At 66.8% G+C, this 26,228-nt stretch carries 25 protein-coding genes and 1 tRNA gene; 12 read left to right on the top strand and 14 right to left on the bottom strand.

Going from position 1 to position 26,228, the window contains the following annotated elements; translation table 11 throughout:
- Positions 1-18: 18 nt before the first annotated feature.
- From ACYQ1Z_RS12855 to ACYQ1Z_RS12845, 3 genes are all read right to left on the bottom strand, one after another.
- Complete coding sequence (locus ACYQ1Z_RS12855) at positions 19-843, bottom strand: DUF4397 domain-containing protein (RefSeq protein ID WP_459792915.1); 825 nt, start codon at positions 841-843, stop codon at positions 19-21.
- A gap of 117 nt (positions 844-960) precedes the next feature.
- Positions 961-1,998, bottom strand: coding sequence for a LacI family DNA-binding transcriptional regulator (locus ACYQ1Z_RS12850; protein WP_459792914.1), 1,038 nt, complete (start codon positions 1,996-1,998; stop codon positions 961-963).
- A gap of 82 nt (positions 1,999-2,080) precedes the next feature.
- Positions 2,081-2,153: transfer RNA gene (locus tag ACYQ1Z_RS12845), tRNA-Lys, on the bottom strand.
- Between the two features lie 165 nt (positions 2,154-2,318).
- On the opposite strand from ACYQ1Z_RS12845, the gene ACYQ1Z_RS12840 reads away from it, so the two are divergent.
- The 4 genes from ACYQ1Z_RS12840 (at position 2,319) to ACYQ1Z_RS12825 (ending at position 5,494) form a co-directional block, all read left to right on the top strand.
- On the top strand, positions 2,319-2,978 hold the full coding sequence (locus tag ACYQ1Z_RS12840) for a hypothetical protein (protein ID WP_459792913.1): 660 nt from the start codon (positions 2,319-2,321) through the stop codon (positions 2,976-2,978).
- Between the two features lie 291 nt (positions 2,979-3,269).
- Entirely contained in the window at positions 3,270-3,887 is a 618-nt protein-coding gene (locus tag ACYQ1Z_RS12835) for a DUF47 domain-containing protein (protein WP_459792912.1), read from the top strand.
- 1 nt (position 3,888) lies between these two features.
- Positions 3,889-4,902 carry an inorganic phosphate transporter gene (locus tag ACYQ1Z_RS12830; protein ID WP_459792911.1) on the top strand — a complete coding sequence of 338 codons (1,014 nt, stop codon included), beginning with the start codon at positions 3,889-3,891 and terminating at the stop codon, positions 4,900-4,902.
- A gap of 190 nt (positions 4,903-5,092) precedes the next feature.
- Positions 5,093-5,494: a hypothetical protein gene (locus tag ACYQ1Z_RS12825; RefSeq protein WP_459792910.1), complete on the top strand. Its 402-nt coding sequence runs from the start codon at positions 5,093-5,095 to the stop codon at positions 5,492-5,494.
- Between the two features lie 21 nt (positions 5,495-5,515).
- On the opposite strand, the gene ACYQ1Z_RS12820 is transcribed toward ACYQ1Z_RS12825, so the two are convergent.
- The 5 genes from ACYQ1Z_RS12820 to pstS all read right to left on the bottom strand — a co-directional run bounded on the left by ACYQ1Z_RS12820 (position 5,516) and on the right by pstS (position 10,105).
- On the bottom strand, positions 5,516-5,842 hold the full coding sequence (locus ACYQ1Z_RS12820; RefSeq protein ID WP_459792909.1) for a hypothetical protein: 327 nt from the start codon (positions 5,840-5,842) through the stop codon (positions 5,516-5,518).
- A gap of 122 nt (positions 5,843-5,964) precedes the next feature.
- On the bottom strand, positions 5,965-6,744 hold the full coding sequence (gene pstB / locus ACYQ1Z_RS12815) for a phosphate ABC transporter ATP-binding protein PstB (protein WP_459792908.1): 780 nt from the start codon (positions 6,742-6,744) through the stop codon (positions 5,965-5,967).
- 84 nt (positions 6,745-6,828) lie between these two features.
- Entirely contained in the window at positions 6,829-7,941 is a 1,113-nt protein-coding gene (pstA, locus tag ACYQ1Z_RS12810) for a phosphate ABC transporter permease PstA (protein ID WP_459792907.1), read from the bottom strand.
- A complete protein-coding gene (gene pstC / locus ACYQ1Z_RS12805) occupies positions 7,942-8,874 on the bottom strand; it encodes a phosphate ABC transporter permease subunit PstC (protein WP_459792906.1) in 933 nt (310 codons plus the stop codon). It lies immediately after the preceding gene.
- A gap of 109 nt (positions 8,875-8,983) precedes the next feature.
- Positions 8,984-10,105 carry a phosphate ABC transporter substrate-binding protein PstS gene (pstS, locus tag ACYQ1Z_RS12800; RefSeq protein WP_459792905.1) on the bottom strand — a complete coding sequence of 374 codons (1,122 nt, stop codon included), beginning with the start codon at positions 10,103-10,105 and terminating at the stop codon, positions 8,984-8,986.
- A gap of 252 nt (positions 10,106-10,357) precedes the next feature.
- Between pstS and ACYQ1Z_RS12795 the strand changes: the two genes are divergently transcribed.
- A complete protein-coding gene (locus ACYQ1Z_RS12795) occupies positions 10,358-11,485 on the top strand; it encodes an FUSC family protein (RefSeq protein WP_459792904.1) in 1,128 nt (375 codons plus the stop codon).
- Between the two features lie 32 nt (positions 11,486-11,517).
- Here the strand turns inward: ACYQ1Z_RS12795 and ACYQ1Z_RS12790 are convergent, their stop codons facing one another.
- Positions 11,518-13,296, bottom strand: coding sequence for a multicopper oxidase family protein (locus ACYQ1Z_RS12790; RefSeq protein ID WP_459792903.1), 1,779 nt, complete (start codon positions 13,294-13,296; stop codon positions 11,518-11,520).
- Positions 13,297-13,443: 147 nt separating this feature from the next.
- On the opposite strand from ACYQ1Z_RS12790, the gene radA reads away from it, so the two are divergent.
- Entirely contained in the window at positions 13,444-14,817 is a 1,374-nt protein-coding gene (gene radA / locus ACYQ1Z_RS12785) for a DNA repair protein RadA (protein WP_459792902.1), read from the top strand.
- Between the two features lie 116 nt (positions 14,818-14,933).
- Positions 14,934-16,616 carry a sensor histidine kinase gene (locus tag ACYQ1Z_RS12780; protein ID WP_459792901.1) on the top strand — a complete coding sequence of 561 codons (1,683 nt, stop codon included), beginning with the start codon at positions 14,934-14,936 and terminating at the stop codon, positions 16,614-16,616.
- Between the two features lie 18 nt (positions 16,617-16,634).
- Here the strand turns inward: ACYQ1Z_RS12780 and ACYQ1Z_RS12775 are convergent, their stop codons facing one another.
- Positions 16,635-16,904 carry a hypothetical protein gene (locus ACYQ1Z_RS12775; protein ID WP_459792900.1) on the bottom strand — a complete coding sequence of 90 codons (270 nt, stop codon included), beginning with the start codon at positions 16,902-16,904 and terminating at the stop codon, positions 16,635-16,637.
- A 114-nt stretch (positions 16,905-17,018) separates the two neighbouring features.
- On the opposite strand from ACYQ1Z_RS12775, the gene ACYQ1Z_RS12770 reads away from it, so the two are divergent.
- Positions 17,019-17,525, top strand: coding sequence for an NUDIX domain-containing protein (locus tag ACYQ1Z_RS12770; protein WP_459792899.1), 507 nt, complete (start codon positions 17,019-17,021; stop codon positions 17,523-17,525).
- Positions 17,526-17,558: 33 nt separating this feature from the next.
- Here the strand turns inward: ACYQ1Z_RS12770 and ACYQ1Z_RS12765 are convergent, their stop codons facing one another.
- Genes ACYQ1Z_RS12765 through ACYQ1Z_RS12750 form a run of 4 tightly spaced genes read right to left on the bottom strand, consistent with a single transcriptional unit; the run spans position 17,559 to position 21,081 of the window.
- Positions 17,559-17,963, bottom strand: coding sequence for a universal stress protein (locus tag ACYQ1Z_RS12765; protein ID WP_459792898.1), 405 nt, complete (start codon positions 17,961-17,963; stop codon positions 17,559-17,561).
- A complete protein-coding gene (locus ACYQ1Z_RS12760) occupies positions 17,960-19,489 on the bottom strand; it encodes a tripartite tricarboxylate transporter permease (protein ID WP_459792897.1) in 1,530 nt (509 codons plus the stop codon). The genes ACYQ1Z_RS12765 and ACYQ1Z_RS12760 overlap by 4 nt, the downstream gene beginning before the upstream one ends.
- Positions 19,490-19,498: 9 nt before the next feature.
- On the bottom strand, positions 19,499-20,071 hold the full coding sequence (locus ACYQ1Z_RS12755) for a tripartite tricarboxylate transporter TctB family protein (protein ID WP_459792896.1): 573 nt from the start codon (positions 20,069-20,071) through the stop codon (positions 19,499-19,501).
- Positions 20,072-20,076: 5 nt separating this feature from the next.
- Positions 20,077-21,081, bottom strand: a complete 1,005-nt coding sequence (locus tag ACYQ1Z_RS12750) for a Bug family tripartite tricarboxylate transporter substrate binding protein (RefSeq protein WP_459792895.1) — start codon at positions 21,079-21,081, stop codon at positions 20,077-20,079.
- Between the two features lie 140 nt (positions 21,082-21,221).
- Between ACYQ1Z_RS12750 and ACYQ1Z_RS12745 the strand changes: the two genes are divergently transcribed.
- From ACYQ1Z_RS12745 to ACYQ1Z_RS12730, 4 genes are all read left to right on the top strand, one after another.
- Positions 21,222-22,106 (top strand): LysR family transcriptional regulator, encoded by an 885-nt coding sequence (locus ACYQ1Z_RS12745; RefSeq protein ID WP_459792894.1) that lies wholly within the window; start codon positions 21,222-21,224, stop codon positions 22,104-22,106.
- 141 nt (positions 22,107-22,247) lie between these two features.
- Positions 22,248-23,162 carry a 5-dehydro-4-deoxyglucarate dehydratase gene (gene kdgD / locus ACYQ1Z_RS12740; protein WP_459792893.1) on the top strand — a complete coding sequence of 305 codons (915 nt, stop codon included), beginning with the start codon at positions 22,248-22,250 and terminating at the stop codon, positions 23,160-23,162.
- A gap of 41 nt (positions 23,163-23,203) precedes the next feature.
- Positions 23,204-24,817 carry an aldehyde dehydrogenase (NADP(+)) gene (locus tag ACYQ1Z_RS12735; RefSeq protein WP_459792892.1) on the top strand — a complete coding sequence of 538 codons (1,614 nt, stop codon included), beginning with the start codon at positions 23,204-23,206 and terminating at the stop codon, positions 24,815-24,817.
- Positions 24,814-26,142, top strand: a complete 1,329-nt coding sequence (locus ACYQ1Z_RS12730) for an enolase C-terminal domain-like protein (protein ID WP_459792891.1) — start codon at positions 24,814-24,816, stop codon at positions 26,140-26,142. The genes ACYQ1Z_RS12735 and ACYQ1Z_RS12730 overlap by 4 nt, the downstream gene beginning before the upstream one ends.
- The last annotated feature ends 86 nt before the right edge of the window (positions 26,143-26,228 follow it).

Raw genomic sequence — 26,228 nt, 5'->3', positions numbered from 1 at the left:
GTACCGCGTTTGCCGGTGTTACTGCTGCCGGCGGGCCGCAACCGTGCGGACTGCACCGATGCCTGCAAGCAGCAGGGCCAGGGCGGCGCCGCCGGCACCGAGGACGAAGGTGGCAGGAGCCGCGTCAGCGGAACCGTCCAGCGCTCCGGGCACCGAAGCCGGTGAGGAGTGCAGGCCTTCGATCGTCTGGACCGCGAGCTGCAGGTTGTTGTCCGCCAGGCTGCCCCATGCGTAGACAATCGTGGAGGTGCCTTCCGCGACCGTGACGTCGGCGGGACCGATGACGGGGGTCGTGGTGCCGGCGGCGGCGACGGCAGCGGGAATGGTTCCGGGATCGAGCGTCAGGGTCTGTTCATTCGGGTTGGCGAGGTTGGAGATCACTGCCGTGCCGCCGGCGAGGACGTCGACGGCGGGTGCTGCCGCGGTGTGCCGGACGGTGAGCTTGCCCTTGCCGGCGGCGATCTGCGAGACGTCGTTGGTGAAGAGGTTGGCGGTCGGGTTGCCGCCCGCGTCCAGGTTCGCCACGGCGGTGTAGTTTCCGTTGGCTGCCAGGGTGACGCTGACCGGGCCGATCACCGCGGCGGAGGCATCTGCCGCATCCGATGCTGTGATGGCCAGTTCGTAGGCGCCGGCGGGGAGGGCAAGCGGGCCTGCCAGGGTGCCGGGCGTGAAATCGTCGAGGGTCCGTTCCCCGTTGACCCAGACGTCCACGGTGAGTCCGGGGACGCCGTGCAGGACCGAGAGCTGGGCGTCGCCCTCGGCTGCCTGGGCTGGACCGGCGAGGGCGATTGCTGCCGCAATTGCCGCTGCACCGGCACCTGCCGTGAAGATCCTGTTGCGCATGTCCTTCTCCTTCATCGGCCCGCTTCGCGGGCGTTTTTGCTTACACCCCTACTACTGGTGCAGGTGCGGAGTTGGATGCAGATTCATGGAAAATTATTTGGGATCTTTTCCTGCCCCCTACGCGGTGGCCGGCCCCGCGGTGCTCGCCCGGAGCACCAGTTCCGGCGTGACGACGGTGGAGCTGACCGCGGCGCCGGCCTCAATCTCCTTGAGCATGATGTCCATGCAGCGCCGGCCAAGTTCCTCGAAGTCCTGCCGGACAGTGGTGAGCGGCGGGGTGAAGTACCCCGATTCAGGCTGGTCGTCGAACCCGACGACGGAGACGTCGTCGGGCACCCGCACGCCCGCCTCGGCGAAGGCGCGGAGCACGCCGAGGGCCATCTGGTCGTTGCCCACGAACAGCGCCGTGGCGCTCCTTTCGGCCGCGAGTTTCCTGCCGATCCCATAGCCGCTGCCGGCGCTCCAGTCGCCTTCCAGGAGCAGAGTATCCGGGAGGCCGGCTTCGCGGAGGGCCTCCCGCCAGCCCTGGGCGCGTTCGGCGCCGTCGGTCCAGTCCGGCGGGCCGGCGATGTGCCCGATCTGCCGGTGCCCCTCCCCGATGAGGTGTTCGACGGCGAGCCGCGCACCTTCGCGCTGGTCCACCATGGCACCGCTGACAGCGCTGGTGCCCGGAGAGCCCACGGCAACCACGGGAACGGGCAGGTTCAGGTCCTCGAGCACCTTCAGGGTGTCCGCGTGCGGAACCAGCACCGCGATCCCGTCCACCGCCTGGTCCATGAAGCGGCTGACGGCTTCGGCAATGGCGTCCCGGCCAACCTCGCGGAGGGCTGCGATGCTGACGAAGTATCCGGCGTCGCGGGCCGCTTGTTCCACGCCCAGGAGCGTGTTGGCCGGGCCGTACTGGGACAGCTCGCTGGCCAGCACACCGATGGTCTGCGAGCGCCGCGTCACCAGGCTGCGGGCGGCGGTGTTGCGGCGGTACCCCAGCTCCGCGATGGCCGCTTCGACCTTTTCCCGCGTTGCCGCACTGACGTTGGGGTGGTTGTTGACCACCCGGGAGACGGTCTGGTGGGAAACACCCGCCACGTCCGCCACGTCTTCCAGGCGCGGCATCCGGCCCTTGCTGCTTTTTGTCGTAGGGCTGCTTTTGGTCATGTGCCCATTCTCCCCGGGGCGGACAAGAAAAAATCCCCGGCCGCCGTCTACGGCAGCCGGGGATCACTCTTCGTGCAAAGAGTGGGCCCTGTGGGGCTCGAACCCACGACCCACGGATTAAAAGTCCGATGCTCTACCAACTGAGCTAAAGGCCCCTGCCGTCCGGTCATTTCGACCGTACAGCCCAATCCATTTCTGGACGTTAATACTCTAACCCATGGTTCCGGTGCGTTTGGCACGCGGGCGGGGTGCCGTCGTCGTCCGTTTGCAAGGGACGCCCCGTGCTCGATTAGGCGGCACCACAGGAGTAGCGTGGGGGCATGAGCCAGCAAGCAGGATCCAGTCCCTACGGCGGCGCGCACCGGCACCATAAGCCGAAACCCTTCGCGCCCATCGACTTTGAGCCCTTCGCGGGCGGCGCCGATCCTGCCCGCGTCTCCGAGGCCGCCCACCTTGCCGCGCAGGCGCTGGTCCGCCACGGCCGCGACAGCGATGACCCCGTGGTCACCGAACGCCTCGTCAGGCTCGCCGACGAACAAGGCCTTGAAGCGATCGCTGAAATGTGGGCCGAGAGCCCCGCCCGGTCCCTTCCCGGAGCCCTGTGGCGGCTCTACGCCCTGCGCGCCGCCACCGTCCAGGACCCCGAGCGCATCTCCGTCTACTTCCGCGCCGGCCGGGACACTGCCCAGGTGTCCAACGTGGTGGCGGGGGCAGCAGAGCCGCCGGGAGCCGACGAAATGACGGCCATGGCCGATGCCATCCTTTCCGGAGCGTTCGACGGCGAGTTCGACGTCGCGCTCGAACGTTCCGCCGCTTTCTGCCGCGTGGTGGCACTCGGCCAGGCCACGCTCGCCGACGGTGCTGAGCACGCCAATGAGGCACACGCCAGCAGGCTCACCCGCAACTCGCACCAGCTGGTGAAGACGGCGGAAGACCTCGAGCACGCCGCCAACGCCTGGCGCCTGGGCGAGCTGGACTGACCTGCGCCCCTGCCCCGGCGGGCTCCCGGCTGTCAAGATTGACTTGGGCGCAGCATCGTAGAAAACTGAAACTGGTGCCGAACCGCGAAACCCCCGGGCTTCAAAACTCAGCCGCCTAGAGCGGCCTACCGCCGAGAGGCGTATCCGGTTCGGCACCATTTTTCTGCCCGCGGCACGTTTTCGCGTTTCAACCGTCTGCTGACGGCCCGGTAGAGTTAGCGTCAGTTGCCAGCCGGGGTCAAGTCATACGGCGGCAACCCCGCCCTAGACTTTCCCCGGAGACGGAACCACGTGAAGCTGCGCCTTTTTCCCCAGGAGCCCGCCGGGCTGAACCTTCTTACGCAGATGGCGCAGCAGATTGTGCTGGCCAGCGGCACCTTGGCGGAAATCCTTGGCGTCCCCGCCGCCGAGCACGGCAGGCTGGTCGAGGACATGCACAACCACGACGCCAAATCCGCCGAGCTGCATTTCGCCCTCCTGACCCACATGCGCACCAGCTTCGTGAACCCGCTCCCCCGCGAGGACATGTACGCGCTCTCCCGCTACCTCAACGAGGCCATGGAGAAGATGGACGCCGCCGCCGAGCTGGTGGCCCTCTACAAACTGGAGCGGCTGCCCAAGCGCGCGGCGGACCAGCTGGAGATCATCAGCAGGCAGGCCGAACTGACCGTGGACGCCATGCGCCGGCTGGACAATTTGGACGACCTTGAGGACTACTGGATCGAGATCCTCCGCCTGGCCAAGCGCGCCGAACGGACACACCGGGTCTGGGTCGCGGACATGATCAGCGACATGAAATGGGCGCAGTACTCCCGCAACCGTGACATCGCCAACCAGCTGGTCGAGGTCACCAAGGACATGCGGCGGATCGCCACGCAGGTGGGCAGCATCATCGTCAAGGAATCCTGACGTGCTGCCTGCCATCTTCGGCGCGGTGGTGCTGCTGACTGCCGGGTTTGCATTCCTTAACGGCTTCCGCGACGTCTCCAACGCCGTCGCACTCGCCACCCGCACCCGGGCGCTCACTCCCAGCATTGCGGTGCTGCTGGCAGCGTTCTTCAACTTCGTCGGCGCCCTCTTGAGCGCCGGCTTCGCGGTTGCGGTCACGCAGCAGTGGATCACCCTCCCTGCCGGAACCAGCGGCCTCGGCATCCTGGTGGCCGGCCTGGCAAGCGCTATCGCCTGGGGCCTGCTGATGTGGTGGCGGGGCATGCCCTCCTCCTCCACGCACGCCCTGGTCGGTGGCCTGGCAGGTGCCGGACTGGCCAGCCTTGCCGTGGGCGGCACAGGCGTTGGCGGCGCGGACCAGTCGCTGCTGTTCCAGGTGGTCCTGCCGCTGGTGCTCTCGCCGCTGGTGGCCTACAGCTTCTCGTTCCTGCTGGTTACCCCAGCCACCTGGGCTGCGCGCTACACCCAGCCCAACGTCGTCAACCAGCGGTTCCGCCGCAGCCAGGCTATTGCGGCCGGCGCGGTTGCCTTCGGCCACGGCCTGCAGGACGGGCAGCGCGTAAGCGCAGTGCTCCTGCTGGCACTGCTGGCGGCGGACTGGTCCGACGGCGGTGCCATCCCGATGTGGGTGGCGCTGGTGACCGCTGTGATGATCACCCTGGGAACGCTTTTTGGCGGCTGGCGGATTTCGCACACGATCGGCCACAAAATCACCCGGGTCGATCCGCTGCGGGGCTCGGTGGCGCAGATCTACAGCGCAGCCATGCTGTTCGTTGGCGCGATCGCCCTGCACTGGCCGCTGTCCACGACCCATACCGTCACCGCCGCCGTCCTGGGGGCGGGCGAGAACCAGAACTTCTCGGTCACCAACAGGAAACTGGTCATCCGCATCCTGTCGCTGTGGGCGTTGACCCCTGCGGCGACGGCGGGCATGGCGTTTGTCCTGGCCCTTGCCCTGTCGCCGCTGGTGGGCTGACTCTCCCTCCCCTACGGGCGCGCTTACCCTGTACAGGCCCGCCGCGGGTGGCTTACATTCGAAAGTACGTTTCCGCGGCATCGGACCCCGGCCGGGGAGCGCCGTCCGCCACCCTGTGCACGCCGCGGACGGGTGCCGCTGTAGCAAACCGGCGGCCAGGATGCACACCTACGGAAAAGAGCAGACAACAATGTCTTCCTCGAATCCCCGCCACCCCCTGCCCCAGCCACGGCAACTACAGTGCGAAACCTGCGGAACCGAACACCGCCTCACCATCCATGCGATCACGGCTCTGAGCGCAGGGGGCGGCGACCTGGTTACCGTCTCCTACACCTGCCATGACTGCAGCCGGTTCCAGGAGCACCTCGCCTATGCGGCCGATGTTGCGGCGGCACTGCACCAGGTGCGCTGGATGGCGGAAGTCATCATGTTCGGCGACGATTACATCCATTGCGGCTTTCCAATGGAGGAAACCGAACTCGAAATCGAAAGGCTCTGCTACCGGACGGGGGGTGCCGGGCTAAGCGCAGTCTGCCTGCCGACGAGGGTGCTTCGCTGCCGGTGCGGTTACCAGCTCGAAGTCCCGGAATAGCGGGAGCAGCAGGGCGGCGGGCTAGGGCCCCGCGGTGACGGGGACCGTCTCCAGAGCCGCAGCGAGCTCGACGGCGGTCATGTTGGCCGCCTTGCACAGTTCGTCATGCGCGACGCCGGACTGCGCCGCCTGCCGGACCGCGCGGAACAGCGAACCCTGCGCCGCGTCCAGCTCCCACTGGACGCTCTCCACATAGGAGCTGGTGCGCCAGACTGCGGCGAGGAGGTCCTCCCCCGCATTCGGAAGGTCCCTTGCCGGTGTGCCCATGGCCAGCGGAGCGATTTCCGGAAGCCCGAATCCGGACGCTTCGAGTTTCTGGCCGCGGGGACTGGTAACGATCTGCGTCATGCGAACTCCCAAGCGTGCTTATTACTAGTCCGATAAGTATCTAGTTCAGCGTACTAAATGCGTAGGGAACGCACCAGCAGCAGGAAATCTACAACACTTCCGCGGGAGGACGCCTCTTTGGGTTACCCGAAGCGGCCGGAGACGTAGTCCTCAGTAGCTTTTTGCACCGGATTGCTGAAGATCGTGTGGGTGTCGCCGAATTCGATCAGCTTGCCCGGCTTGCCCGTCCCGGCGATGTTGAAGAACGCAGTCTTGTCCGACACACGTGCAGCCTGCTGCATGTTGTGCGTCACGATCACCACCGTGTATTGGTCCTTGAGCTCGTTGATGAGGTCCTCGATGGCCAGGGTGGAGATGGGGTCCAGGGCGGAGCACGGCTCGTCCATGAGGATCACCTGCGGCTCCACGGCGATGGCGCGGGCGATGCAGAGGCGCTGCTGCTGGCCGCCGGAAAGCCCGGAGCCGGGCTTGTCCAGGCGGTCCTTCACCTCGTTCCACAGGTTGGCGCCCTTCAGCGAGCGCTCCACCAGGACATCGGCCTCGCCCTTGGAGATCTTCTTGTTGTTCAGCTTCACGCCGGCCAGCACGTTGTCGCGGATGGACATGGTGGGGAACGGGTTGGGCCGCTGGAACACCATGCCGATCTGGGAACGCACGGTGACGGGGTCCACGCCGGGACCATACAGGTTGTCGCCGTCGAGCAGGACTTCACCCTCCACCCGGGCGCCGGGGAGGACCTCGTGCATGCGGTTCAGGGTCCGCAGGAAGGTCGACTTTCCGCAGCCGGACGGGCCGATGAACGCGGTGACGGACTTGGCCTCGATGTTGATGGTGACGTCCTCCACGGCGAGGAAGTCGCCGTAGTACACGTTCAGGTCCTTGACGTCGATGCGCTTAGACATGGTGTTCCTTCACTTACTGGGTATGGATTGAGTCTAGGTTCCGGCCGGCTGCCTGGACAGGTGGGCGGGAAAAAGGTGAACCGGTCAGCGGCCGGTTTTGGGGGCGAAGACGCGGGCGATGAGTCGGGCGGCCAGGTTGAGGATCATCACCAGGATGATCAGCACCAGCGCCGCGCCCCAGGCACGCTGGTTCGACGGGTCCGGGTTGGCCGGCGAGGTGGGGTTCAGGATCTGCGTGTAGATGAACGTGGGCAGGGAGGCCATCCAGCCGCTGAAGACGTTGGAGTTGATGCTCGTGGCGAAGCCCGCGGTGACCAGGATGGGCGCGGTCTCGCCGATGACCCGGGCGATAGCGAGGGTGACGCCGGACGCAATGCCGGAGATCGCCGTCGGGATGACGACCTTGACGATGGTCCGCCACTTGCGGACGCCCAGCGCGTACGCGGCCTCCCGCAGCTCGTTGGGGACGATCTTCAGCATTTCCTCGCTGGAGCGGACCACCACCGGGATCATCAGTACCGAAAGGGCGACGGCGGCTACCGCACCGGTCTTGGTGCCCGGGCCCACCACCGCGAAGAAGAAGGCGGCGGCGAACAGGCCGGCCACGATGGACGGGATGCCGGTCATGACGTCCACGAAGAACGTGATGGCGCGGGCCAGCCGGCCGTCGTTGCCGTATTCGACGAGGTAGATGGCCGTGAGCAGTCCGACCGGGACCGAGATGAGGGTGGCCAGCAGGGTGATCTGTACGGTGCCGAGCAGTGCGTGGTAGATGCCGCCCAGCACCGGCGCACCTTTCTCCACCGCGCGGTTGTCATAGATTCCGGTAACGCCGTTCATGGAGTTGCTGAGGAACCCGGGGTTCAGGAGTCCGGGAACACCGTTGACCAGCACGGTCCAGATCACGGAGATGAGTGGCAGCAGGGCGATCAGGAAGGATCCCACCACCAGGCACGTGGCCAGCTTGTCCTTGGCCTTGCGGGAACCTTCGACGACGGCGCTCCAGGACACCAGTCCCACCGCGAACAGCAGTGCTGAGACGATGCCCCAACCGAAGGCGTTGAATCCCACCAGGGCCAGGATGGCGGCGCCAATGATGAGGGCCGCGGCGAGGACCACGTAGGGGGCGTATTTGGGCAGCTGGCCCTTGGTCAGTGCCGAGCGCTTGCTGCGCACCGGGGTAAGCGTGGAGGTCATTTAGTTGGCTCCCGAGAATTCTTTGTGCCGGGTGATGATCCAGCGCGCGATCATGTTCACGGCCAGGGTGATGACGAACAGGACCAGGCCTGCCGCAATCAGGGTGCTGACCTTGAGCCCGCTGGCCTCCGGGAAGTTCAGCGCGATCTCGGCGGCGATGGTCTGGTTGCCGGACTGGATGAGGCTGGCAGTCAGGGCGCCGGAGGAGAGGACCAGTGCCACGGCCATGGTTTCGCCCAGCGCGCGGCCCAGACCCAGCATGACGGCGCTGATGATGCCGGGCCGGGCAAAGGGCAGGACGGCCATCTTGATCATTTCCCAGCGCGTGGCACCCAGGGCGAGGGCGGCTTCCTCGTGCAGTTTGGGGGTCTGCAGGAAGATTTCACGGGACAGGGAGGTGATGATGGGCAGGACCATGACGGACAGGACGATGCCTGCCGTGAGAATCGTCTTGCCGGTGGCAGAGGCGGGCCCCTGGAAGATGGGAAGCCAGCCCATGTTGTCCGCGAGCCAGTTGTAGGCCGGGGAAATTTCCTTCGCCAGGAACGCGGCACCCCATGCGCCGTAGATAACGGACGGGATGGCGGCGAGCAGGTCCACCACGTAGCCCAGGCCGGCGGCGAGGCCGCGCGGGGCGAAGTGCGAGATGAACAGGGCTACACCGATGGCGATCGGCGTCGCGATGACAAGGGCGATCACGGCGGCGATGAGCGTGCCGATCACAATGGGCCAGATGTAGGCGAAGAAGCCCGCCCCGCCCTGGATCTGGGCGGCCGGGGCGGTCAGCGCCGGGATTGCCTGGACCACCAGGAACAGTGCGACGCCGAACAGGACGGCGAGGATGAGGCAGCCGGCGGCCAGGGCGGCACCGGAGAAGACTTTGTCACCGGCACGGCCGGCGCCCTGGGTGCTGGTCAGGGGGGTGGCGGTCATTCGACGGCCCTTCGATCGTTAACTGACACTGGAAAAGTGGTGCGGGCACACCGAAGTTCCCCGCACTGCCTTGCGGCAGTGCGGGGAACCCGGTGTTGGTGCGCGTTGATTAGGACTTGACCTTGATGGATTCGATGGCCTTGGTTGCCTTCTCCGCAAGGGCGGAGGAAAGCGGGGCCGACTTTGCGGAATCCGCAGCGGTCTGCTGGCCTTCCTCGGAAACTACGTAGTTCTCGAAGGCCTTCACCAGGTCGACGGTTTCCTGGCTGCTGTAGGTGCTGCAGACCACGTGGTAGGAGACGAGGACGACCGGGTACGCGCCGGACTCGGTGGTCTTGCGGTCCAGCTTGATGGCGACGTCGTTGGCGGAGCGGCCCTCCACCGGGGAGCCTGCTTCGACGGCCTTGGCTGCGGCGTCGGCGGAGATCTCGACGAACTCTTCGCCCACCTTGATGGAGGCGGTACCGAGCTTGCCGCCAACAGCGGAGTCGTCGGCGTAGGTCACGGCACCCGGGGTGTCGGTGACAGTCTTGACGACGCCGGAGGTGCCCTTGGCGTTCTCACCCTGCAGGCTGGCGGGCCAAACGCCCGAGGACTTGTCCGTCCAGACCTCGGGAGCAGCGGAGGCCAGGTAGTCGGTGAAGTTGGTGGTGGTGCCGGAGTCGTCCGAGCGGTTCACCGGGGTGACCTTCAGGTCGGGAAGGGTGACGCCCTCGTTCAGCGCTGCGATGGCGGGGTCGTTCCAGTTGGCGATTTCGCCGCGGAAGATCTTGGCCACGGTTGCGGCATCCAGCTTCAGCTCTTCGATGCCGGGCAGGTTGAAGGCGACAGCGATCGGCGAGATGTACACGGGGATGTTGATGGCGCCGTCCGGGCCGCACACGGCCTTGGAGGCTTCCAGCTCGTCGTCCTTCAGGTAGGCGTCGGAGCCGGCGAACTGGGCGGAGCCGTCGATGAGCGCCTTGCGGCCTGCACCGGAACCGTCCGGGGAGTACTGAACGGTGGCGCCCTGGTTGGCGGCGGCGAAGCCGGCCTTCCAGGCGTCCATGGCCGCACCCGTGGAGGATGCGCCGATGCCGGTGAGCGTGCCGGTGACCTTGGGGCCGGACGAAGTCTGTTCGCCTCCAGGGGTGGTGCCGGTGGCGTTGTCTGAACCGCAGGCGGTGAGCGCGAGTGCGCCGGCTGCGATAACAGCGATAGCCGCGTGGCGGCCGAAGCGGGATGCCTTCACTACGTGTACCCCTTCCAGGGTTATTCAGTGCGGGGCAGGGACGGAGAACCCTGCTGCGCGATGCGTACCTTTTGTACTTCCAAGAAAGTTAGGGGCCGCAGGTAACGGGATGGGCTGCCCAAGGTGAACGAAACATTAACGACGGCCGGATAATCGCTGACAATTGCCCGGTCACCATTGCGCAGGTCACATCGCGGGCGTAGTGGGAACGGCGGGAATGCCGCGGCCGGGGCAGCCAATAGACTGGACCGCATGGCCCCCGCAGCAGGAATTTCAGCAGGCAGGCGCTTCCTGCGCAGCCGGTTCCGTACCGGCATGATCAGGAGCCGCAACTCGCTGTTCCCCGCCGTCCAAATGACCGTCTGTGCCGTCGGCGCCTACGCTTTTGCCGAATACGTGCTGGGACACTCAGGCCCGTTGTTCGCGGCCACGTCGTCGCTGATCTCCCTCGGGTTTTCCCGCGAGCCCCGCCTGCGGCGCGTGCTGGAGGTGGGCCTGGGCTGCACCATCGGCATCGCCGTCGGCGACCTGCTCCTGCACTGGCTGGGCGGCGGGATCTGGCAGGCCGCCGTCGTCCTTCTGTTCTCCATCCTGCTGGCCCGTTTCCTGGACAGCGGAAACATCTTCACCACGCAGCTGGCCCTGCAGTCGCTGCTGGTGGTGCTGCTGCCCGCCCCGTCCGGCGGGCCGTTCACGCGCAGCATTGACGCCGTCGTCGGGGGTTTGTTTGCCCTGCTGGTGACCATCCTGGTGCCGAAGGACCCACGGCGGGAGCCGCGCAAGGACGTCCAAAAGCTGTTGCACGAGCTGGCCGAGGTGCTGCGCGAGTGTGCCGAAGCGCTCGTGGACAGTGATTCAACGAGGGCGTGGCACGCGCTGGTCCGCGGCCGCAACTGCCAGCCCCTGGTGGACGGGATGCGGCACTCGCTGCGCGCGTCGGGCGAGGTGGCGCGGCTGGCCCCGGCTTACCGCCGGCACCGGGAAGAGCTGGATTCGCTGAAGGTGTCCCTCGATTTCATCGACCTGGCGCTCCGGAACAGCCGCGTGTTCGCCCGCAGGCTCACGAGTGCCATCAACCATGCAGCGTTGTCGGATGAGGCGACGGAGAACATCGCGGAGGTGCTGCAGGAAACCGCTGCCGCGGTTGAGGAGTTGTCCCTGGGGCTGGCGGAAACGCACGACGGCGTCCGCCGCGCCCACCTGCGCACGGCCCGCAACGACCTCAGCGAGATCGCACTGCGCCTGCACCCCCAACTGCTGGAAGTCCAGCGGCTGGAGGGAGAGACCGTGGTGATGCTGTTCCGGCCGCTGATGGTGGACCTTCTCGAGGCCACCGGCATGGACGCCCGCGAGGCCCGGGACGTGCTGCCTGCTCTGTAGGCCCGGCAGCGTAGGCGGGCATTACGGCAGCCCTACTCGATGGCGTACCGCTGCATCATGTCGTTGTCCTCATGCTCAAGGATGTGGCAATGCCACACGTACTCACCCTTAAACGACGAACCGATCGCCAGTGCTGCCCCGCCGGCGGCGGCAGCACCGAACGGAACCAGGATCCGCGTCACCTCCCCCGGCATGGCCACCACGGTGTCCTTCCATCCCTGTTCCTGCGCGGGAGCCGGTTTTGGACGGCCATACACGAAGGGTCCGGCCGGGACGGCACCGCCGCGGCCCGGGGTCACCAGGCCGGTGGCGGGGTCGATGTAGCCGGTGGCGGCAAGATACGCTCCGACGTCCAGCCGCTGCCGGTCCAGGACCTGGAACTGGGTGAAATGGAGGTGGATCGGGTGGGCATCCACCGTGGTGTTGACGAGTTCCCACTGTTCCAGGGTGTCGGACTGCACCCGGGTAATGTCCGGGCTGTCGAACCTCCTGTTGTTGAGGAGTGCCATGATCGGCACACCGGCGGGGTTGAGGACCTCGACAAGGGGCATGTACCGGGTGGCCACCGGGGGCACCTGCGCCAGCCGCACCAGTGGCTGCGCTCGCAGCTGCCCGGGCAGGGGCGTTGTGTAGCCCTGCTCGGCCAGAACGGTGAAACGCATGATTTGCTGCAGCGGCGAGCCGCCCCGGACCCGTGCCACTGGCCCGTCGGGGAAGGGCGTGCGGGCGTTGTTGGTCAGCGTCACTGCCGAGCCCGGCACGAGCCCGGAGAAATCCACCACGATGTCCGCCCGCTCGCCGGGCCCGAGGACCAGCTTGTTGAGCCTCACCGGCCGGTCCAGCAGACCGCCGTCGGAGCCTATCTGGTGGAAATCCATTGCCGTGTCTCCAGCGAACTTGAGGTTGTAGAACCTGGAGTTGGATCCGTTGAACACCCTGAAGCGGTACTTTCCGCGGGCGACGTCAAGGTTGGGCCAGCACTTCCCGTTAACCGTCGCGGTATCGCCGAAGAACTCAGGCGCCCACGGGCGCGGGGTGCCGTCGGCCAGCGTGAGCTCGCCGTTGGGCGGATACGCGAAGGAACCGTCGGCGTTGAATATCCGGTCCTGGATGATGAGCGGAACCTCGTAGGGTGGCGGGGGAAGGAATGTTCCATCGCCGGTATCTATGCCTGTCCCGCCCGGGCCGGGGGTATCCCGGATCAGGTATCCGCCGGCCAGTCCGGCGTAGACGTTTAACCGCGTGATCCCCAGGGCGTGGTCGTGGTACCACAGCCCGGCCGCGTCCTGGTTGTTGTCATAGCTGTAGGTGTACGAACCGCCGGGGAGGAAGACCTGTTCCGGGCCGCCGTCGGACTCCGGCCGGGTGTTGCCGCCATGCAGGTGCGTGGATGTTCTGGGGAATAGGGCATCGTTGCTGCCCGCGGGTACCAGTTCCGTGTCCAGGGCAAACGCAAGCGGGTGCCCTGCGATCGCATTATGCACAGTCAGCTCAAACGCTTTCCCGCGCTCCGCAATAATCACCGGGCCCAGATAGGTGCAGGATGAGCCGGCCTCCTGGTAGGCGAGCGTGTCCGTCAATCCCAGCCCCGGGTGGAAACTGTGGCGGGCATTGCGCATCCACAACTCACCTTTGCCACCGCCCCTCAGGTCGAGGACACCCAGCTCCGCCAAAGTCGGAAGCTGTTCCGTGAACATCCCCGGCAACACGCGCGCCGCCCTTGCCCGGGTGCCCGTGACGGGCGCTCCGGCCAGAACCCCTGCCCCCGCCAGCGCCCCGGCCTGGAGGAGTTGCCGCCTTGTAATCTTCATCCCGGGTCCTTCCCTCGCTCGCTGGCTCCCCCGTGAGCCAGCGTAGGGGTATGGAAGACGTGGCAAACAGGGCCGGAAGACCCGTGAACCGTGAGGCCTGGATACGGCGGGCGTGGATTGTCGGTGGCCGCCGCTAGGGTTGAACGCATGGCAACAAAAGCTTCCCGGGCGTCCAAGGCACCCGCGTACAAATGCGTCGAATGCGGCTGGACCACGGTCAAGTGGGTGGGCCGCTGCGGTGAGTGCCAGGCATGGGGCAGCGTCGAAGAAACGGGCACGGCCGTCGCGCGCACGACGGCGGCCACAACGGTTGTGGACCCGGCCCGCCCCATTGCAGAGGTGGACGCCACCACCGCGGCGTTCCTGCCCACCGGGTTGGACGAACTCGACCGGGTGCTGGGCGGTGGGCTGGTTCCGGGAGCGGTGATCCTGCTGGCCGGCGAGCCGGGTGTCGGCAAGTCAACCCTACTCCTGGATGTCGCGGCAAAATTCGCCCGCACCGCCCAGGACGTCCTGTACGTTACCGGCGAGGAGTCCGCGGCCCAGGTGAAGCTGCGCGCCGAGCGGATTGACGCCGTCGCGGATTCCCTTTACCTGTCCGCCGAGACCGACCTGGGCCAGGCGCTGGGACAGGTGGAGAAGATCGAGCCAAGGCTGCTGATCGTGGACTCCGTGCAGACACTCAGCAGCGCGGACGTTGATGGCAGCGCCGGCGGCGTGTCGCAGGTCCGGGAAGTGGCCGCCTCCATCATCGCCGCGGCCAAGCGGCGGAACATGACCACCCTGCTGGTGGGCCACGTGACCAAGGACGGGTCCATTGCCGGGCCCAGGCTGCTGGAGCACCTGGTGGACGTGGTCTGCCAGTTCGAAGGTGAGCGGCACTCCCGGCTGCGCCTGCTCCGGGCCGTCAAGAACAGGTACGGGCCCACGGATGATGTTGGCTGCTTCGACCTGAATGAGAACGGCATCGAAGGCCTGGCGGACCCGAGCGGGTTGTTCGTCAGCCGGACCAAGGATCCGGTCTCCGGAACCTGCATTACCGTGACCATGGAGGGCAGGCGCCCGCTGCTGGCCGAGGTGCAGTCATTGCTCGCCGAGAGTCCCAACTCCCAGCCGCGCCGCGCCACCAGTGGGCTGGACAGCTCCCGGGTATCGATGCTGCTGGCCGTGCTGCAGCAGCGCGCCGGTACCCTGCTGCACAAGGATGACTCCTACGTGGCGACCGTGGGCGGCGTGAAGCTCAGCGAGCCCGCCACGGACCTGGCGGTTGCCCTGGCCGTGGCCTCGGCAAAGGCCCGCAAGCCGCTGCCCATCCGCCTGATCGCCTTCGGTGAGGTGGGGCTCGCCGGTGAGGTCAGGCCTGTTCCGGGCATCAACCAGCGCATCCAGGAGGCCCACCGGCTGGGCTTCACCCATGCCGTGGTTCCGGCCAGCCATACCGGGCCGGGACCGGTTCCGGCCGGGTTCTCGGTGCGCGAGGTGGAGCACCTGACGGAGGCCCTCAGCCTGCTGATCGGCTGATCCGCCAGCGTCCACGGGATGCGGTAACAGTGTTCACCTGTGCCGTGTTCGCGGCTACCCTAGGCTTCAGCACCTTCAAGCAGCAGGGGGTTCCATCTGTCGCGCTGGGGGGCGGGATGATTCAACAACAGGAAGAAGCCGCTGGAGTGTCCGGCGGCACCGGGGCCGGACCGGAACCGCCCGTGGCCACGGACCGGCTGGATGGGCTGTTCGGCGGGCTCAGCATGCGCAGCCGGGTGGTGGTCAGCCAGCTGCCCTTGACCCTGACCGTGGGTCTCGTAGTACTTGCTGCGGCCTTGTTCAGCCCCGAGACGCTCGCAGACACAGCTTTCCGTTTGACCATCGGGGCCCACCTCGGAATCTTCGCCGCATGCCTTGCCATCCCCTGGAACAGGCTGCCCTACGGGGCTTTCGCGGTGATACCCGTCCTTGACTGTATTGCCATTGCCTACACAAGGGAGGCGGGCGGGCCTGCCTTTAATGTCCTGAGCCTGATGCTGGTCTTCCCCGTCATCTGGCTCTCGGCGCAACGCCGCCGGTACATGGTGTTCCTGGCCATCGCCGCAACCCTGCTCAGTACGCTCGTCCCGTCGGTGGTGGCAGGTTCCCCGCCCGGCGGGAATTCGGTCATCCGTACCATCTTCCTGCCCCTGGTCATGTCTGTCATCGCCGTGACAGCCCACGTGGTGTCCGGGACCATCAGCCGCCAGCGGGCCAAACTGGTCCGCAGCGAGCATGTCCTGGGAGAAACACTGGGAGAGAGTGTCCGCCGGCAGCGCCTTCTCGATGCAGTGCTCGGGGCAGTTGGCGTGGGCGTCTGGGTGGTGGACCACCGGGGCAGAACCATCCTGGCGAACAAAACCCTGCAGGCGGACCCGGCCCTGTCCTTGCTCATGGAGGACCCCGGCCGGCAGGGGCTGCTGCTGGCCGCCGACAGGTCCACCCCGGTACCCGCCGGCGGGTTGCCTGCTGCCCGGGCCGCCGCCGGCGAAGCCCTCGCCGACGAGCTGTACTGGACCGGACCAGAGAACGGCCAGCGCGCCTACTCGGTCAGCTCGCACGGCTTTCCTGCCACCAAGGGCCAGCCGGGCGGCGCGGTTATCACCTTCGTGGACGTGACAACCCTGATCCGTGCCCTGGCTGCCAAGGATGACTTCGTCGCCACTGTGTCCCACGAGCTACGGACACCGCTGACCTCGATTCTCGGCTATCTGGAGCTGGTCCTCGACGAGCCCGGACACGAGGACATCCGGGAAGAACTCCTGGTGGTCCACCGCAATGCCGGCCACCTGCTGGCCCTGGTCAACGACCTTATCGCGGTCGCCTCGGAAAGGGTGGAACTGACCACGGAGCCGGCCGACCTCGCGCAGGTGGTCACCGAGGTCGCTAACGCCGCAACTGCACCGGCGGGGGGCAACGGATGCGCGATCGTCCTCGACCTGGAACAGCCGCTTCCTGCGCGACTGGACCCCGGACGGATCCGCCAGGTCCTGCACAACCTTCTGTCCAACGCGGTCAAGTACTCACCCGGGGGCGGCAGGATCACCGTCCATGCACACAGGGACGGCGGCAGGTTGGTCTGCTCCGTCACGGATTCCGGCATCGGCATGAGCGCTGAGGAACAGGAGCAGGCCTTCACCAAGTTCTTCCGCTCCGCCAGGTCCCGCGAAACAGCCATTCCCGGCGCCGGCCTGGGGCTTCCGGTCAGCAGGACGATCGTGGAGGGGCACGGAGGAACCATCAGCCTTGCCAGCACGCCGGGCGCCGGCACCACTGTAACCTTCACCCTCCCGGCCTGACAGGAGGTTGGAGCGGGGTCAGGGGTGGCGGGGCAGCTGGTCCGGATCGTCCCGGTGGGAGTTGAAGAGCCAGCCGGAGACGTCGCTGCGCAACACCAGCAACGGACCGCCAGTGGCGCTGACGTTTCCGGTGGGAACGTAGTACCCGCGCCCGGAACCAGGACCTCCGGCTGCGCGGTCCAGGGCGTCCTGCAGGTGCCGCGGCAGGTGGCCCTGCGGGCCCAGGCCGCGGAGTTCATCAAGTTCTTCCGGCGTAAGACGTCCCAAAACCTCGGCAATGTTGGCCATGACGGTCCCTTCGAGCGGAGTGCCTGAAGGAATAACCTAAAGCAGGGCCGTGAACTCCGCGTTAACACCGGACGGCATTTTCGCTTTTGTTGGATGGAGCCAGAAGGAGGCCGAATGCCGGTTCGCAGCGCGGGAATCCTGCTGTACAGGACGGACAGGGCGCTGGCATCCGCCGCCGCAGGATCCGCAAGCAGTCCCCCCGGGTTCCAGGTCTGGATCGCCCACATGGGCGGGCCGTTCTGGGCGCGCAAGGACGCCCACGCCTGGTCCATTCCCAAGGGCGAGTTCATGCAGGACGAGGATCCCCTGGTGGCGGCCCTGCGCGAGTTCGCCGAGGAGATGGGAACGCCGGCCCCCGCCACCGAATACCGGCTTCTGGGCGAGTTCCGGCAGCCGTCCGGCAAGATCATCACGGTTTACGCCGCCGAGCAGGACTTCCAGCCGGACCGGATCGTCAGCAACACCTTCTCCTTGGAATGGCCCAAGGGATCAGGGAAGATCCAGCACTACCCGGAAATCGACGACGCCCGCTGGTTCCCGGAGCAGGACGCGAGGCTGAAGCTGGTCAAGGGCCAGTTGCCCGTCCTTGACGCGCTGGTTGAACACATCCGCAACAGCTGAAAAGGCCGGCGGCCCCCGCCGGGCCGCCGGCACTCAGAAGTGGCCGCCGTCGGCCTTGACTGCCAGGACGGGCCGGTCGGCCTGCATCAGGATCTGCTGGGCGTGGCTGCCGAGGATGAACTTGCCCACCTGGGTGCGGTGGCGCAGCCCGATCACGATGAGCGAGGCGTCCACCTCGCGTGCGACGTCGAGGAATTCGTCGGCAAGATCGTGCTGGTACGGCGGCTGGATCACGCGCGCCGCCACCCCGGCGTCGGACGCCCGCTTCGCAGCCTGCGCGAGGACGTCCTCGGGCGCCACGGATTTGTCCACGAGCGCGCCCTGGCGTGCCGAGTTCACGATGACAAGGTCCTCCTTCCGCAACTGCGCCTCGGAAATGCCTGCGGCAAGCGCCGCTTCACCGGCCGGCGTGGGAACGAACCCGACGATGATGCTCATACCTTCTCCTCGATCTTGGTTGTGGTGGCAGGCGCTGCGGCACCCTTGCGCTTTGCGATGAGGTTGCGGATGGCCGGCAGGAAGGCGACCAGCACAAAGACAACCAGCAGGGTGGCGGAGATGGGCCTGGTGAAGAACCCCGTGGGGTCACCGCCGAAGACCAGCAGCGAACGCCGCAGCGAACTTTCGAGCAGTTCACCCAGGACGAAGGCCAGGACCAGCGGACCGGGTTCGAAGCCGAACTTCTTCATCAGGTAGCCGATGACGCCAAACACCACCACGAGGGTCACGTCGAACATGCTGTTGTTGATGGTGTAGGCACCCAGCAGGGTGATTAGGGCGGTGACCGGAGCCAGGATCGCCGCACGGACGCGGAGGATCCGGACGAAGATTCCCACGAGGGGCAGGCTCATGACCAGCAGCAGGATGTTGCCGATGTACATCGAGTTCACCACTCCCCAGAACAGCTCCGGGTTCTGCTCCACCAGCTGCGGCCCGGGCTGGATGCCCTGGATGAGCAGTGCGCCGAACATGAGTGCCATGGTGGCGTTTGCCGGGATGCCGAGGGTCAGCAGCGGAATGAACGACGACGTCGCTGCCGCGTTGTTTGCGGTCTCCGGCCCGGCCACACCCTCGGGGGCGCCCTTCCCGAACCGTTCCGGCTGCTTGGCGCGCTTCTTTTCCATGGCATAGGAGGCCATGGAGGCGATGGTGGCGCCGCCGCCGGGCAGGATGCCGAGGAAGAAGCCGAGCACAGAGCCCCGGCCCACGGCGCCGGACGCCTGCTTCAGGTCGCCCTTTGAGGGCCACACGTTGGAGACCTTCGACGGCGCCTTGGCGGCACGGTGCCGCTCCTCCAGGTTGTAGAGGATCTCCCCGAGGCCGAAGATGCCCATCGCGATGGGTACGAAGTCGATGCCGTCGGCGAGCTGCAGGCTGCCAAAGGTGAAGCGGCTTTCGCCGGTGAACATGTCGCGTCCGACGGTAGCCAGCAGGAGGCCGATTGCTGCCGCGATAAGGGCTTTGGCTTTGGCGCCGCTGCTGATGGTGGCGACCAGCAGGATGCCCAGGAGGGCCAGCGCCGAATATTCCGGGGCGCCGAAGTCCAGGGCGAAGCCGGCCACGATGGGGGCCAGGAAGGTCAGGCCGATGATTGCCGCAGTTCCGCCCACGAAGGAGCCGATGGCGGCCAGGCCCAGCGCAGTCCCGGCTTTGCCTTGCCGGGCCATCTGGTAGCCGTCGAAGACCGTGACCACCGATGACGCCTCGCCGGGAAGCCGCAGCAGGACGGAGGTGATGGTGCCGCCGTACTGGGCGCCGTAGAAGATGCCGGCCAGCATGATGATCGCCGTGACGGGTTCCACGTTGTAGGTCAGCGGAAGCAGGATGGCGATGGTTGCTGCCGGCCCCAGTCCGGGCAGCACACCGATCAGCATGCCGATAACGACGCCGACCAGGCAGTAGAGGAGGTTCGTCGGCTCCAGGACGACGGAAAATCCGTTGAGCACGGGATTGAGGAAATCCACGGTGGTCTCCTAGAAGAGGTGGGGGATGGAAGTGCCGAGCGCCAGGACGAAGATCCCGTAGAACGCGGCGACAACGAGGGCGCTGACCAGTGCGGTGGACCGCCAGGTTTCGCCGCCGAGGAACCGCATCCAGACCACGCACAGGACCAGGGCCGGGATCTCGAAGCCGATGAGGGGCATCAGGACCACCATGGCAGCGAGCGTGGCCAAACCCGCGAGCGGGGCGAAGGACATCCGGGTGAACTTCTCGGCGTCGCGGTTGTGCCGGCCCACGATCAGCTGGAAGAGCCCCAGGGCCACCATCACGCAGGCGGCCATAAACGGCCACAGTCCGGGCTGCGGAGCCTGCAGGGTGCCGAGCCCCATGGAGACGGAAAGGATCAAGGCGGCGGCACCGACGCCGAGCACCACCAGGGATGAGGCAGCGTTGGCGAGTGCGCCCGCAGCAGGAGGCTTTTCCTCTTCCCACTGCGCAGCCAGCTGCTCCGGGGTCAGCGCTTCGGGCATGTCATTGGCGTCCCCGCCGGACGGAACGGCGGAACTGCCGTCCCGTCCGGCGGACACTGCTGGAGTGGTCCCCATTGCTGTTACTTGTTTCCGCTCAGGCTGATGTCGTACTTCTCCACCAGCTCCTTGTACTTGGCTGCGTAGCCCTTCCACTCGGTGACGACTTCCTCACCGGAGATCTCCTTCGGGGTCAGCATGTTCTTGTCGTTGAATTCCTTGTAGGCGTCCGTCTTGAACGTCTCCTGGAACGCAGCGAGCAGCTTGTCCTTCACGTCGTCCGGCGTTCCCTTGGGAGCTGCCACGGCGCGGTACTGCGCGACGGGAACGTCATAGCCGGCTTCCTTCGCGGAGGGGACATCCGGAAGGAAAGTGTTGCGCTCCTCCGAAAAGACGAGCAGCGGCGTCACCTTGCCGGCGTCGATCTGCGCCTTGGCCTCGCCCAGCTGGATGGTGGCAAGTTCCACCTGGTTGCCCAGGACGGCGGTCAGGGCCGGCTTGCCGCTGTCGAAGGGGACGTCCGTGCCCTGCACGTTGGCCTGCTTGAACAGGACGGTCTGGGCCAGCTGGCTGCCGGTGCCCACACCGGTGGTGCCGAACGTGACGTTGCGGCCGGCGTCGGTGACATCCTTGAAGCTCTTGAATCCGGAGGCCGTGCTTGCGACGAGCACATAGTCGTCCTGGGAAAGCCCGGCAATGACGTCGAGGTCGTCGATGTTGACGGCTTCTTCGGCACTGACGGCGAGGGGCGTGATGGTGATCAGCGACGCGGTCAGCAGGACGAGTTCCTGGCCGTCTGCCGGCTTGCCTGCCACTTCCTTGGTGGCGAGCGCACCGTTGGCTCCCGGCTTGTTGACGACGGGCATCGGAGAACCGAGGGTTTTGGTGGCACCTTCCGCAAGCGCCCGGGCGATGAGGTCGGTGCTGCCGCCGGCAGCCTGGCCCACGGTGATCGTGACGGGGCCGCTGGGGTACTTGGACGTGCTGGCGGCTCCGCCGGCAACGTTGCCGCCGCAGGCGGTCAGCGCCAGCAGGGTGAAGGCCGACGCCGTTCCGAGGACGGCGCGGCGGGTCGGGAAGTGCTTCATTGGAACTCCTCATTCTGTCTCGGGCGGGGACCCGAAGTGCCTGTGAACCGGGTCACCCCGTTTCGCTCTGTCGAGTGTAGGGAGCCGTTATGATGCCTGTCTAAGCCCAAATTGGCATTATTTGATACCCGGAAGGCATCATGTTTACTTTCGACCAGCTTGCAGGGTTCATCACCGTGGCGGAGGAACTGCACTTCGGCCGCGCGGCCGAGCGCCTGAACATGACCCAGCCCCCTCTAAGCCGCCAGATCCAGAAGCTCGAGAAGATCGTGGGCGCCGAACTCCTCGAGCGGGACAACCGCAAGGTGGAGCTCACCCCGGCCGGCAAGCTGTTCCTTGAAGAGGCCCGACGCCTGATGGCACTCGCGGAGCGGGCGCCACTGACGGCGCGCCGGGTTGCGTCCGGCCGGTCCGGCGTCCTCCGCATCGGATTCACCGCGGCCAGCGGCTTCAGTATCCTCGGCCCGCTGCTGGAGGAGCTTTCCGGGATCATCCCCGACGTGGACATCGACCTTCAGGAACTGGTGACCGGCGAGCAGCTCAACGGCCTGTTGACGGGGGAACTGGACCTCGGTCTGGCCCGCCCGCCCTTCGACGGTGAAACCTTCGATTCCCACCTGCTGTACCGCGAGTCGATGGTCCTGGCAGTCCCGTCCGGACATCCGCTGACCCAGCTGGGCCGGGACATCACCGCCGAGGACTTCAAGGACGAGCCGCTCATCATGCACTCCCCCACCCAGGCACGGTACTTCTACGACCTCGTGGTGAAGACCCTTCCGATCCGCCACGCCAACGTGGTGCACACGGTCAGCCAGATCCTCACGATGGTCTCGCTCGTGGCAGCAAAGCGCGGCCTCGCCTTCGTTCCCCATTCGGCCACCCTGCTCGGGATCAAGGGCGTCGAGTTCCTGCCCCTGGAAGCAGCGCGCGGAGAGGAGGTGGAACTGCATGCGCTGTGGAACCGCCGGATCACCAACCCCGCCCTGGCACGCCTGCTCCGGGACCTGGAATTCGCCATGGAATAGGCGCCCGGAAGAACCACTTAGTCATGCTTCCAAGGTATCAATACATACAAAAATGCACTTAGACAGGCATAAGCGACGATCCTACTGTGGAGGGGAACCATCAGCATGCCGCCCGCGGCGCACACACCAAAGGACCACACCGTGGCTAAGTACACACCCCAGGAACTCGCGGATACCCTCAAGGACGGCCTGCTGTCCTTCCCCGTCACCTCCTTCGACGCCCAGCTGCAGTTTGATGAGGAAAACTACCGCAAGCACCTGGCGTGGCAGGCCAGCTTCCCTGTGGCTGGCCTCTTCGCGGCGGGCGGCACCGGCGAAGGCTTCTCATTGACCCCGGCCGAGTCGGCGCACGTGGTGCGGACCGCCGTCGAGGAAGTGGGAAGCCAGGTCCCCGTCCTCGCCTCTGCCGGCGGGTCCACCGCCCAAGCGATCGAGAATGCGAAGGCCGCCGAGGCCGCCGGTGCCGAGGGCCTCCTGCTGCTGCCGCCGTACCTCACCGAAGCGGACCAGGACGGCCTCATCGAGCACGTCTCCGCCATCTGCAGCGCCACCTCGCTCGGCGTCATCATCTACAACCGCGCCAACGCCATCTACAGGGACACCACCGTGGCCGCCCTGGCGGACCGGCACGAAAACCTCATCGGCTTCAAGGACGGCGTGGGCGACCTCGAACACGATGCCCGCGTCTACGCCAAACTCGGTGACCGCCTGTTCTACCTGGGTGGCCTTCCGACGGCCGAAACCTTCGCGCTGCCCCTGCTGCAGCTGGGCATGAGCACTTACTCCAGCGCCATGTACAACTTCGTCCCGCAGTTCGCCCTGGACTTCTACCAGGACGTCCGCAACAACGACCGCGCCGCCGTGAACAAGAAGCTCAACGACTTCGTCATCCCCTACCTGGACATCCGCGACCGCGTGAAGGGCTACGCCGTCTCCATCGTCAAGGGCGGCCTCGATGCCATCGGCCGTTCCGCCGGCCCCGTACGCCCGCCGCTGCAGAACCTTGCCGAAGAGGACCTCGCGGACCTCAAGGCGCTCATCGCCACCGTTTCCTAACCGTCCCCGCAGACAGCGCTCTCCCAGCACAGGAGGAACCCATGACCCTCACAGGACATTCGCTCATCGCCGGCCGGCCGGTTGCCGGTGACGGCAAAACCACGTTCGGGATGAACCCGGCCACCAACGAGGCCCTTGAACCGGCCTACACCCTGCTCACCGAAGACCAACTCAAGGCCGCCACCACGGCAGCCGCCGAAGCGTTCCCGTCCTTCAGCACCCTGGACCCGGAGACCCACGCCGGGTTCCTCGAGGCCATCGCGGACAACATCGAGGCCATCGGCGATGAGCTCATTACCCGCGCCGGCCAGGAAACCGGCCTCCCGGCAGCACGCCTGACGGGCGAACGCGCCCGCACCACCGGGCAGCTGCGGCTCTTCGCCGCCGTGGTCCGGCAGGGCGACTTCCGCGGGGCCCGCATCGACCCCGCCATCCCCGACCGCACGCCGCTCCCCCGGGCCGACATCCGCCAGCGCCAGATCCCGCTCGGCCCAGTCGCCGTGTTCGGCGCCAGCAACTTCCCGCTGGCGTTCTCGACGGCGGGCGGGGACGCCGCCTCCGCCCTTGCCGCCGGCTGCCCGGTGGTCTTCAAGGCCCACAACGCCCACCCGGGCACCAGCGAACTCGTCGGCCACGCCGTCACCAAGGCCGTCAAGGACCTCGGCCTGCACCCGGGCGTGTTCTCCCTGATCTACGGCCCCGGCGCCAGCATCGGCCAGGCGCTCGTCGCGGACCCCGCCATCAAAGCCGTTGGCTTCACGGGCTCACAGTCAGCCGGCATCGCCCTGATGAAAACGGCAGCTGCGCGGCCGGAACCCATTCCGGTCTATGCCGAGATGTCCTCGTTGAACCCGGTCTTCGTCTTCGACGGCGCCCTCAGCGGAGACGTCGCAAGCATCGATGCCCTCGCCTCCGCCTACGTCACTGCGGTGACGGGCAGCTCCGGGCAGCTGTGCACCTCCCCCGGCCTGCTCTTCGCCCCCGAAGGCGAGGCCGGCGACAAACTGGCTGCCGCCGTCGGACGCGCTGTCGCAGCCTGCGCCGGCCAGACCATGCTCACCGCAGGCATCGCCGGGTCATGGAACGCCGGAACCGAGGCACTCAGCGGCGCCGCCGGCGTCGAGCTGATCGGCCAGGGCACCCCCGGCCCCACCGAAAACGCCCCTGCCCCGGCCATCTTCGGCACCGGCGTCGATCACTTCACCAGCAACCACGTGCTGCACCAGGAAATCTTCGGCGCAGCGTCCCTGGTGATCCGCTACCGCAGCACCGAGGACCTGCTCCAGGCCGCCGACCGGATTGAAGGACAGCTCACCGCTTCCCTCCACCTCACCGAACAGGACTACGCGACGGCGGCGCCGCTGATCCCCGTCCTCGAACAGAAAGTGGGCCGCATCATCGTCAACGGCTGGCCCACCGGTGTGGAAGTCGGCCACGCCATGGTCCACGGCGGCCCCTTCCCCGCCACCTCCGACTCCCGCACCACCTCGGTCGGAACGCTGGCGATCAACCGCTTCCTCCGCCCGGTCGCCTACCAGAACCTCCCCCAGGAACTCCTCCCCGAGCCCCTGCAGGACACCAACCCCTGGCACCTCAACCGCCGCATCAACGGCGACATCGTGCCCGCCGACGAGAAAGCAGAGGCAAACGCATGAGCAACCAGCCCACCATCGCCGGCGTCGAGGTCGTGCCGGTAGCCGGCCACGACAGCATGCTGATGAACCTCAGCGGCGCCCACGGACCCTTCTTCACCCGCAACGTGGTCATCCTGACCGACTCCGACGGCCGCACCGGCCTGGGCGAGGTGCCCGGCGGCGAAAAGATCCGCACCACCATCGAGGAGGCCGGTGCCCTGATCAAGGGCAGGCCGGTGGCCCGCTACCGCTCACTGCTGCGGGAGGTGGCGGCAGAGTTCGCTGACCGCGACGCCGGCGGCCGCGGCCTGCAGACCTTCGACCTGCGCACCACTGTGCATGCAGTGACCGCAATCGAGTCCGCACTGCTGGACCTGCATGGCCAGTTCCTCGGCGTCCCCGTGGCGGAACTGCTCGGTGACGGGCAGCAGCGCACCTCGGTGCCGATGCTCGGCTACCTGTTCTTCGTGGGCGACCATAAACGCACGGACCTCCCGTACCTCGTGGAAGGCACCCCGGCAGACCGTTGGGAGGAGCTCCGTCGTCAGGAGGCAATGACTCCGGAAGCCGTCGTCGCGCTGGCCGAAGCCGCACAGGAACGCTACGGCTTCAGCGACTTCAAGCTCAAGGGCGGCGTGCTGTCCGGCGACGACGAGGTGGACGTTGTCACGGCCCTAGCCAAACGCTTCCCGGACGCCCGGGTCACCCTCGATCCCAACGGCGGCTGGCTCCTTGAGGAAGCCATCCGGCTGGGCAAGCGGATGCAAGGTGTGGTGGCCTACGCCGAGGACCCCTGCGGTGCCGAGGGGCGCTTCTCGGGGCGTGAGGTGATGGCGGAGTTCCGCCGGGCCACGGGGCTGAAGACGGCCACCAACATGATCGCCACGGACTGGCGGGAAATGTCCCACGCCATCCGCAGCAACGCCGTCGACATCCCGCTGGCGGACCCGCACTTCTGGACCATGCACGGCTCGGTCCGGGTGGCGCAGCTGTGCAAGGAGTTCGGCCTCACCTGGGGCTCGCACTCGAACAACCACTTCGACATCTCGCTGGCCATGTTCACGCACACCGGCGCCGCCGCGCCGGGCGAAATCACCGCCCTGGACACCCACTGGATCTGGCAGGACGGCCAGGGCCTGACGAGGGAACCGCTGCAGATCAAGGGCGGCGCCATCGAGGTTCCCAACAAGCCCGGCCTGGGCATCGAACTGGACCGCGACGCCCTGGACAAGGCCCACAAGCTGTACCTGGAGCACGGGCTGGACACCCGCGATGACAGCATCGGCATGCAGTACTACATCGAGGGCTGGTCCTTCGACCCGAAGCGGCCCTGCCTCGTCCGCTAAACCTGGCGCGCAAAGCCTGGTCCGCCAGGCGCGCCCGCGAAGGCGCACTCCCCAGCAGCAGTCCGGTAAAGTAGTGGGGCCGCAGT

This window comes from Arthrobacter sp. AD-310, assembly GCF_054656615.1.
The sequence above is the reverse complement of the archived record's forward strand: the minus strand, read 5'-3'. Positions and strand labels throughout refer to the sequence as shown.

Coding starts and splice junctions, on each gene's coding strand:
- ACYQ1Z_RS12855 (WP_459792915.1), bottom strand. CDS start 843: ATGCGCAACAGGATCTTCACGGCAGGTGCCGGTGCAGCGGCAATTGCG.
- ACYQ1Z_RS12850 (WP_459792914.1), bottom strand. CDS start 1,998: ATGACCAAAAGCAGCCCTACGACAAAAAGCAGCAAGGGCCGGATGCCG.
- ACYQ1Z_RS12840 (WP_459792913.1), top strand. CDS start 2,319: ATGAGCCAGCAAGCAGGATCCAGTCCCTACGGCGGCGCGCACCGGCAC.
- ACYQ1Z_RS12825 (WP_459792910.1), top strand. CDS start 5,093: ATGTCTTCCTCGAATCCCCGCCACCCCCTGCCCCAGCCACGGCAACTA.
- ACYQ1Z_RS12820 (WP_459792909.1), bottom strand. CDS start 5,842: ATGACGCAGATCGTTACCAGTCCCCGCGGCCAGAAACTCGAAGCGTCC.
- pstB (WP_459792908.1), bottom strand. CDS start 6,744: ATGTCTAAGCGCATCGACGTCAAGGACCTGAACGTGTACTACGGCGAC.
- pstA (WP_459792907.1), bottom strand. CDS start 7,941: ATGACCTCCACGCTTACCCCGGTGCGCAGCAAGCGCTCGGCACTGACC.
- pstC (WP_459792906.1), bottom strand. CDS start 8,874: ATGACCGCCACCCCCCTGACCAGCACCCAGGGCGCCGGCCGTGCCGGT.
- ACYQ1Z_RS12795 (WP_459792904.1), top strand. CDS start 10,358: ATGGCCCCCGCAGCAGGAATTTCAGCAGGCAGGCGCTTCCTGCGCAGC.
- ACYQ1Z_RS12790 (WP_459792903.1), bottom strand. CDS start 13,296: ATGAAGATTACAAGGCGGCAACTCCTCCAGGCCGGGGCGCTGGCGGGG.
- radA (WP_459792902.1), top strand. CDS start 13,444: ATGGCAACAAAAGCTTCCCGGGCGTCCAAGGCACCCGCGTACAAATGC.
- ACYQ1Z_RS12780 (WP_459792901.1), top strand. CDS start 14,934: ATGATTCAACAACAGGAAGAAGCCGCTGGAGTGTCCGGCGGCACCGGG.
- ACYQ1Z_RS12775 (WP_459792900.1), bottom strand. CDS start 16,904: ATGGCCAACATTGCCGAGGTTTTGGGACGTCTTACGCCGGAAGAACTT.
- ACYQ1Z_RS12770 (WP_459792899.1), top strand. CDS start 17,019: ATGCCGGTTCGCAGCGCGGGAATCCTGCTGTACAGGACGGACAGGGCG.
- ACYQ1Z_RS12765 (WP_459792898.1), bottom strand. CDS start 17,963: ATGAGCATCATCGTCGGGTTCGTTCCCACGCCGGCCGGTGAAGCGGCG.
- ACYQ1Z_RS12755 (WP_459792896.1), bottom strand. CDS start 20,071: ATGGGGACCACTCCAGCAGTGTCCGCCGGACGGGACGGCAGTTCCGCC.
- ACYQ1Z_RS12750 (WP_459792895.1), bottom strand. CDS start 21,081: ATGAAGCACTTCCCGACCCGCCGCGCCGTCCTCGGAACGGCGTCGGCC.
- ACYQ1Z_RS12745 (WP_459792894.1), top strand. CDS start 21,222: ATGTTTACTTTCGACCAGCTTGCAGGGTTCATCACCGTGGCGGAGGAA.
- ACYQ1Z_RS12735 (WP_459792892.1), top strand. CDS start 23,204: ATGACCCTCACAGGACATTCGCTCATCGCCGGCCGGCCGGTTGCCGGT.
- ACYQ1Z_RS12730 (WP_459792891.1), top strand. CDS start 24,814: ATGAGCAACCAGCCCACCATCGCCGGCGTCGAGGTCGTGCCGGTAGCC.